Genomic DNA, 8,024 nt, shown 5'->3' on the forward strand with positions numbered 1-8,024 from the left:
CCACGTTCGTGAAGCTATTCCATTCCCAAGAATGATCAACAGAATGCAGCCATAATATATACGAAAAATAGCTTGGAGAAAATTGATCTCCAAGCTATTTCTTTGCTGTCATTATGCCCTATTCTCTTGGGCAGGACTCCCGGTAAACGAGTTTAGTTGGGAAAGTGACCTTATAAATACCTGCCTCATCATCTTCCAGCAGGTCTTTCATGACCTTGACGCTGGCCCGGCCCATCTGCTGGGTTTCAACATGCACACTGGTCAAGGCAGGGTTGGCAAATTCGGCGGCAGTTGTGTCATTAAAGGAAATCAGACTAACCTCTTCTGGCACTTTGATCCCGGCCTCTTTAAAAGCCTTCAAGGCCCCGATAGCCATAGCATCATTGGCAGCGATCAAGGCTTCAGGGAAAGATCCGGACTTAAGGGCTTCTTTAATGGCTTCATAGCCAGACTGAGGGGTGAAGTTTCCTACGTAAACCAGGTCCGAGTCATATTGCTCCCGGGCTTTGAGGCTCTTCTTATAGTCGCGGAAGCGGAAGTCGATCAAGTTATTTTTGTCAAAATTACTGTCCAAGTCACCATCTAAGAGAGCGATCCGCTCCTTGCCCTGCCGCCAGAAGACCTCTAAAGCCTCCTGCATGGCCTGGTCAAAATCGGCAACAACTGAGCAATAGCCTAGTTTCAAGGTGTCCGTATCGACAAAGACCAGGGGCAGGCCTGTCTTTTGGACTTCTCTTAAGCGGCTGGCTGGATACTGCTGGTAACCGATCATGATGATCCCGCTTAAAGCAGCCGGATCGGGCAAAGGATCGCCCACGTAAACGACTTGGCTCTGCAGGCCCTGCTTCTTGGCTTCAGCTTCCGCGCTGCTTCTGATTGAGTAGTAATAAAGGTCCTTGATCTCCTGCTCCTGGTCACACCAGAGGCAGATAGCCAGGCGCTTTTGCTTGCTCTTTCTGGTCTTCCGGCTCTTATGGTAGTGCATGGCTTCAGCGGTCTCAAATATCTTCTGCCGCGTTGCCTCATTGACCGACAAGGTCTGGTCATAGTTCAAGACCCGGGAAACCGTTGCTGGCGATACGCCGGCTGCCTTGGCCACTTCTCTGATCGTTGCCATCTTCTTCACTCGCTTTGCTTTTACTAAAATTTCATGCTGTTAAGTTAATTGTAGCATGTCATTCAGTAAAAAGGGGCTGAATCAGCAAACGGAGCTGGCGGGCTTGCCGGGCATCCAGGCAGAACTCTGGGTGAACCTTTTGCCCCCATGAGTCATCCCCGCCGACCCCCATCTGGGACGCTAAAGCTCTGACCCAGGTGTAGTTGTTGGTCAGTTCAAAGGCATGGTCAGCTGCTTCAATTTGAGCTGCAGAATATGGTAAAGCAGACAGGTTTAAATCTGCCCCGTTAGCAGCAAATTCCAAGCCGCCCTTCTCATCAAAGAGCTGGTACCAGCGGACCTGGCTCCGGTTGCCGGCTTCTTGCGGGCGCAGATACGGAGTGAAGTTCTTTTTAACTGTTCCCTGGTAAATGCCAAGATAATTACCTTCCAAGCGGTCGGCATAGCTTTCCTCAGGCCCCAGGCCATAGTAGCGGTAATCGTGAAGTTCTTTTGGCAGGGCGAAGTTCAAGCCGAAAGCTGGCAATAGACCTGCTTCTTCTGCTCCCGGGAAGTCTGCGGTGACAGCAATCTTGCCCTGGCCGTCTACTTCGTATGTCACAGTCAAGTCGCCCTTTAAGGCAACTGGAAGTGAGAAGGATGTCTTAACTAAAACAGAGTTTTCCTTGATCTCGTAGCCAATCTCTTTCAAGCGGGCATACTTGCCGGCATTTTCCCACTTGGCGAGGTCATAGCCGTAGCCAGCTCCCCGGTCGTTGTCAGTCAGTGCCCGCCAGAAGGCAAATTCTGGCAGCCGCTTCAAGTATTCCCGGCCGGCATACTTGATAGAAACCGGCCAGCCTTTGGCCTTAGAGAAGAGGATCTTAAAGTCTTTCCCCTTGAGGCCCAGGTTGAAGTCAGAATCAACTAATTCCGGCCGCCCTTGCGGAGCAAAGCTTGGCAGCTTTTTGACAACTTCTTCTGCTTCAGCTACCGTGAAGCCCTCTGGTGCCCAAGGCAGATCTTCTTTTAAGTGGGCCGTTACTTGGTAGACGATCTCCCCTTTTTCATCTTCAACTTCCGGCCAAGGCAAAGCGAAGGTGCCAGACTCACCTGGCTCCAGGCCAAAGGTCAGAGGCCGGCTCTGGTAGGTCAATTTGCCGTCAACTAAGAGGCTAGTCAAGAAGTAATAGGCTGAGCTGTTGGTAAATAAATTGTCGTTTTTGAGGAAGAGCTGCCCATCCTTTACTTCTAACTTAAGGTTGGCATAGAGAGCCTTGACGTTGGCCAGTTTCGGCGACTGAGTCCGGTCAGCAAAGACCAGGCCGTCCCCGCAGAATTCATAATCAGTCGGCCGGTCATCGAAGTCGCCCCCGTACAGAAGGTGCCCGTCTTTCTCCAGGCCTTGGTCGATCCAGTCCCAAATAAAGCCACCCTGGTAGTGCGGGTACTTTTCCAGGGCCGTGTAGGCAGCCAAGTCGCCAACTGAATTGCCCATGGCATGGGCGTATTCAACTGAAATAAACGGCTTGGCTGGCTTCTTTGTCAGGTATTCTTCAATCACCTTGGCTGGTGCATACATGCGGCTTTCGATCTGGGTCGCGTCATCAAACTTCCGGTTGTGGGTTACCCCTTCATAGTGCTGGACCCGGGTCGGATCAGCCTTTCTGACATAATCAGCCATTTGGGCAAAGACGGTGCCGGCGTATGATTCGTTGCCTAAAGACCAGATCAAGATTGAAGCATGGTTCTTGTCTCTGGCAATCATATTCTTCACCCGGGACAGGCTGGCTCCCAGCCAGCGCTGGTCGTCACCCGGCACGTTGAAACTTGGATCTTCGTGGCCGACCTTTTCCCAGGTGCCATGGCTTTCCAAGTTGGCCTCGTCGATAACGTAAAGACCGTATTTATCGCACAAACGGTAAAAGAGAGACTGGTTCGGGTAGTGAGAACAGCGGACGGCATTGATGTTGTTTTGCTTCATGGTCTTGATGTCCCAGACCATGTCTTCTTTAGTGATGGCCCGGCCCAACTTGCTGTCGAACTCGTGCCGGTTGACTCCCTTGAAGATGATCCGCTGGCCATTAAGGTACATGATCCCATCTTTTAATTCAAAGTTGCGGAAGCCAATATCCTGCCGGCTGACTTCCAGCAAACTGCCTAGTTGATAAAGGGACAAGCGGACCTGGTAAAGGTTTGGCTCTTCTGCGCTCCAAGGCTTGACCGGCAAATCAGTTAAGGTAAATTCCAGCTTTCCGCTTCTGATCGGACCAACTTTTTCAGCCACCAGGTCCGCTCTGCTGTCCCGCAGTTCCAGCTTAAAGCTGGCATTTGGCAGCCGGTAGGCAATATCAGCTTCGACCTGCAAACTCCCCTTTTGGTAGTCATTTGTCAAGCTGGCAGTCAGTTTCAAATCTTGCAAGTGCAGAATTGGTTTAGCCTCGAGGGTAACTGATCTAAAAATTCCAGACAGGCGCCAGAAGTCCTGGTCTTCCAGCCAGGAAGCGGAAGAATACTTGTAAAGAGCTACAGCCAGGCGGTTATTTTCCTTCTTGAGGAACTTGGTGACCATGAATTCGCTTGGGGTAAAGGAGTCTTCCCCGTAGCCAACGAAGTGGCCGTTTAACCAGACATAGATGGCTGTTGCCGCCCCATCGAACTTCAAGCTGACTTCCTTGTCCCAGAAGGCTTCATCCAGGTCAAAGTATTTGACATAAGAAGCAAGAGGATTTTTGCTTGGAACTTGGGGCGGGAAGATCTCCTCACTGCCATCCCATGGGTATTGGATGTTAACATACTGCGGCTGGCCAAAGCCTTGCAATTCCAGGTTGCCTGGTACTTTGACAGATTTAAAATTGCTGTCGTCGAAGCCTTCTTCATAGAAGTTGACTGGTCCCTGGCCGTTTTCAGCGTAGTCGATCAGCCAGGCCCCATCCAGGGACTGAACTAAACCGGATTTTCCGCTTTCCAGTTCTTCCAGGCTTTGGAAAGACTCATGGTCTGAGTGCGGAGGAATTGCATTGACTTCATAGACTTCCGGGTCAGTCAGCCAGGCCAGGTCTGCCTGGTCAACTCTTTTTGCTTGCTTATTGTTCATTATCTATTTCTTCCCTTCTAACTTAAATACATCGTCCAGAGCCTTGACACTGTGGCCAATTGGCAAGAGCAGCTGGCTATTTGCGAAAGTTTCACTGTTGATGATGGTCACGACAACCGTGTCATCCAGCTTGGCCTGCTTGATGACCGGGTCCCAGAATTCCAGGATTTCCTGGCCAGCAGCAACTTGACTTCCTTCTTCAACGTAGCTGACAAAGCCAGTCCCGTTTAATTTGACCGTACCCAGGCCAATATGGATCAAGACCAAGACCCCGTGTTCATTTTCTAAAACAATGGAATGCCGGGTTTTAGCCAGCTGGCGGACAGTACCGGCAAATGGCGCGTAGACTTTTCCGTCTTCTGGCACCAGGGCAAAACCGTCGCCTAATTTTTTCTTTGAAAAGACCGGGTCGTTTACCATGTCCAGGTTCATCAACTGACCGGACAAGGGACTAGCCAGGGTGAAGCTTTCAGCTTGCGCCGGCTTTTGAGCATGGCTTCGGCTGAACTGGGCTTCCAGCTGGTCAACAATTTCTGCGTGCTTTTCTTCGGTCAAGAGGACCTTCTTAGCAAAAATCAAAACTGCGATCAAGAGCATGGCAGCCGGGAAGGCAAACATGGCAAGCTTGAAAACTGTCTGGCCATGAGCGGTAATGGTTGAGGCAGTTGCCCCAGTAGTCATGCCGGCAGTAACGGCGATCAAGGAAACGAACCAGTTGGACAGTGCCCCGCCTAACTTGTCGACTAGAGGCCGGACAGACAGGGTCAAGGCTTCGTCTCTGTGGCCTGTCTTCAGCTGCCCGTATTCAACGGCGTCAGAAATGATCATCAAAACGACCAGGAAGGCCAGAGGCTGCGGAATAAAGAAGAGTTCAGCGCCAACCAGAGACAAGGCCAGGGAACCACTGGCAACTGAGAAGATGCCGATCCCTAAAAGCATGACCGCGATGCAGGCGTAGAAGAGGCGCTTTCTGTTGAACTTCTTGGCCAGTGATGGGAAGAAGGAAACAGAAACCAGGCCGACGAAGGTGTTGATGGTGTACAAGAGGCTGTAGCCATGGGCATCGCCCAAGATGTATGAGAAGTAGTAAAGCTGAAGAGCGTTCAAGGTGTTGACGCCCAAGCCGTAGAACCAGTAGGCAAAGGCCAGCCAGAGGAGCTGGTCGTTCTGCCCCAGGACCTTGAAGACCTGCTTCAAAGTCGTCTTCTCCTTGCTTTCCCGCAGAGCTGATTTAACTTCATGCGTGCCCAGGCCAACGGCAATTGAGGTCAGAATCCCGATTGTGGCAACAATCAAGGCAAAGAAGAACCAGCCCTGCTTGTCCCCGTTGGGGTTGGCCTTGCTAGCCGAAAAGAAGAGGACGATTGGAGTGATGACCACCCCGACTAGGTTAGCCCCAATAGTAGAGCCGACTCTGGCGAAAGTAGAGGTCTTCTCTCTTTCCCGGGAATCCAGGGACAAGGCCGGGATCATGGCCCAGAAGCCAGTGTCCTTAAAAGAGTAAAAGACGTCCATGATTAAGTAAACAATACCGAAGATTACTAAGTAAACAGCAGGATTGCTTTGGTTGAGTCCGCCAAAGTCGGTAAAGAGGGCCAGGAGGGCCAGGGAGCTGATGATCCCCCCGCCCACAACCCAGGGCTTGAACTTTCCCCACCGGCTTTCAGTCCGGTCGATTGCGTTCCCGATCAAGGGGTCGATCAGGACTTCACCGATCCGGATAGCCGCGATCAAGTTGGTGATGATAAAGATCATCTTGTGGTCACCGGCATTAAAGAGGTGGGTGGTGACGAAAACGATAAAGTAGGTTGACAGAGTCGCGTAGAAGACGTCGTTGCCAAAGGCACCGGCCGCGTACGACAAGCGTGAGACAAGCTTTTTCTTCATGATTTTCTCCTTTGGATCTTTAACTTGTTTACGCTTACAGTATAGACTTGTTTACTAAACAAATCAAGCCATTTTACCAAAAATATTTTTAGTAAACAAAAAATGACTCTTTGCTGTTTACAAAGAGTCATTTGCTGCTATTTACTTGTACTGCCTGAATTTAGTTTTTACCGATTATTCTTATCTCTTACTTCTTCCAGTTGAGGTCACTGCTTGCGTCATCTTCAGTGATTTCCCGGATAACCCGGCAAGGGTTGCCGGCAGCCACGCAGTTGGCCGGGATATCTTTAACCACGACGCTGCCAGCCCCGATAACAGAGTTGTCGCCGATAGAGACGCCAGGCACCACCCGGACTCCCCCGCCGATCCAGACATTGCTCCCGACGGTAATCGGATAGGCATATTCCAGGCCGGCCTTTCTTCTTTCCACGTCAAGCGGGTGGCCGGAAGTGTAGAAGCCGCAGTCAGGGCCGATGAAGACATTGTCGCCAAAAGTCACCCCGCCGGCATCCAGGACAGTCAAGTTGTGGTTGGCGTAGAAGTTTTCGCCAACTTTGATATTCCAGCCATAGTCGCACCAGAAGTTTGGTTCGATGTGGCAGTTTTCACCAGTTTGACCAAGGATTTCCTTTAAGAGCTCCCTTCTTTCAGCTCCAGCCGTCAATTGGTTGTAGCGGAGACACTTGGCCTTGCAGGCGGCCAGTTCTGCCATCAAGCCTTCGTCTTGGCCAGGATTGTAGACCTGGCCTGCCAGCATCTTTTCTTTTTCTGTCGTCATTTTTTCACCTGTTTTCTATTAAGCTACAGTTTCAGTTTAGCACTGGAGATTAATCACAGGTCATTTCTTATTTTGAATTTTTTGCCAAATCTTTTTGCTAGAGAGGACCAGCAGATAGGCTGAATAGGCAAACATCAAGGTGAAGAGAACGCGGAAAAGAAAATTGCCCGGGTTCAGCCACAAGTTGCCGTAAACAATCATGCTGAACACAGCGTAGAACAACTGGCAGAAATCTAGAATTTGTTCTTTCATCTTAGTTACCTAAAAATACGATTTCAACTCTGCATTCTTACTTATTTGGCCAAAGAAACTTAACCACTGTCTTCAAGACCTTTGGGTTCTCCCGCAAGCGGCTGTGCTGAGCCATTGGGCCGGTAAATTTCTTTTCCCGGTAGCTTTTTGCTCTAGCTTTAACCAAGTAGCGCATGGACAGGGTTGAAGAATTGTTGATCCGACCATCTGAGTGGCTGCCGTCTTCCAAATCCCCGTAGATATTCAGAACCCGGGCCTTAGGGAAAATCTTACGCAAGACCAGTAAATGGCGGTAATTGCTGCTCAATTTATATGGGCGGCCATTCTTTCTGTCTTTTGATGTTTTCAGTCCCTGTCCGCGCACTCCATTGTAGTGGCCGGCAATGCTGACCATCCGCTTAAGCTTTGGGAAGGACTTCTTTTGTCCGTAGTTGATCAGCATGTAGCTGATCGTCGCGTTCCCCATTGAGTGGCCAATCAAGTTCATCTGCTTGAAATTCTGGCTTCTTTTGACTGCTCTGATTGCTTGGTAGGCATACCAGGCATCGCGGTTGTAGTTGAGATTGCGATTGTCTTTAAAGCCAACCAGGACCAATGGGTTCTTTGCCTTTCTGGACAGTTTCTCACTTAATCTGACGTGACCACGGGTGTCAACTTCAGCCTTGATGACTTGCTTGCAGGCACCTGACTTAACAGCTTCTTTGGCCAAAAATTCCTCCGCCTTGATGCTAGAGCTATAGCCATGGATATAAAAAGTGGGCCGCAGAGCCCGCTTGCTTGATGCGGCTTCTACTTTTTGCTGCTGGTAACCCGATAGACCGAGCGTCGCTAATAATAAAGCGACGGCTATCCCGGTTTTCTTTAAATGCTTGTCCATATAAACTATCCCCTTGTTCTATCTTTTTTCATCTTTT

6 protein-coding genes are annotated in these 8,024 nt (G+C 50.1%); all 6 read right to left on the reverse strand.

Translation table 11 applies throughout. The features are described 5' to 3' along the window. Window positions 1–118: 118 nt before the first annotated feature. Entirely contained in the window at window positions 119–1,126 is a 1,008-nt protein-coding gene (locus ACI32D_RS01430; protein ID WP_439774884.1) for a LacI family DNA-binding transcriptional regulator, read from the reverse strand. A 49-nt stretch (window positions 1,127–1,175) separates the two neighbouring features. Further along, entirely contained in the window at window positions 1,176–4,193 is a 3,018-nt protein-coding gene (locus tag ACI32D_RS01435; RefSeq protein ID WP_439774885.1) for a glycoside hydrolase family 2 TIM barrel-domain containing protein, read from the reverse strand. 3 nt (window positions 4,194–4,196) lie between these two features. After that, window positions 4,197–6,080, reverse strand: a complete 1,884-nt coding sequence (locus ACI32D_RS01440; protein WP_439774886.1) for a PTS sugar transporter subunit IIA — start codon at window positions 6,078–6,080, stop codon at window positions 4,197–4,199. A gap of 187 nt (window positions 6,081–6,267) precedes the next feature. Continuing rightward, a complete protein-coding gene (locus ACI32D_RS01445; protein ID WP_439774887.1) occupies window positions 6,268–6,858 on the reverse strand; it encodes a sugar O-acetyltransferase in 591 nt (196 codons plus the stop codon). A 60-nt stretch (window positions 6,859–6,918) separates the two neighbouring features. Next, window positions 6,919–7,110: a hypothetical protein gene (locus ACI32D_RS01450; RefSeq protein WP_439774888.1), complete on the reverse strand. Its 192-nt coding sequence runs from the start codon at window positions 7,108–7,110 to the stop codon at window positions 6,919–6,921. Window positions 7,111–7,147: 37 nt separating this feature from the next. Then, entirely contained in the window at window positions 7,148–7,987 is an 840-nt protein-coding gene (locus ACI32D_RS01455) for an alpha/beta hydrolase (protein ID WP_439774889.1), read from the reverse strand. Window positions 7,988–8,024 lie beyond the last annotated feature (37 nt).

The organism is Lactobacillus sp. (genome assembly GCF_051873315.1).
In the GTDB taxonomy this organism is placed as follows: Bacteria; Bacillota; Bacilli; order Lactobacillales; family Lactobacillaceae; genus Lactobacillus.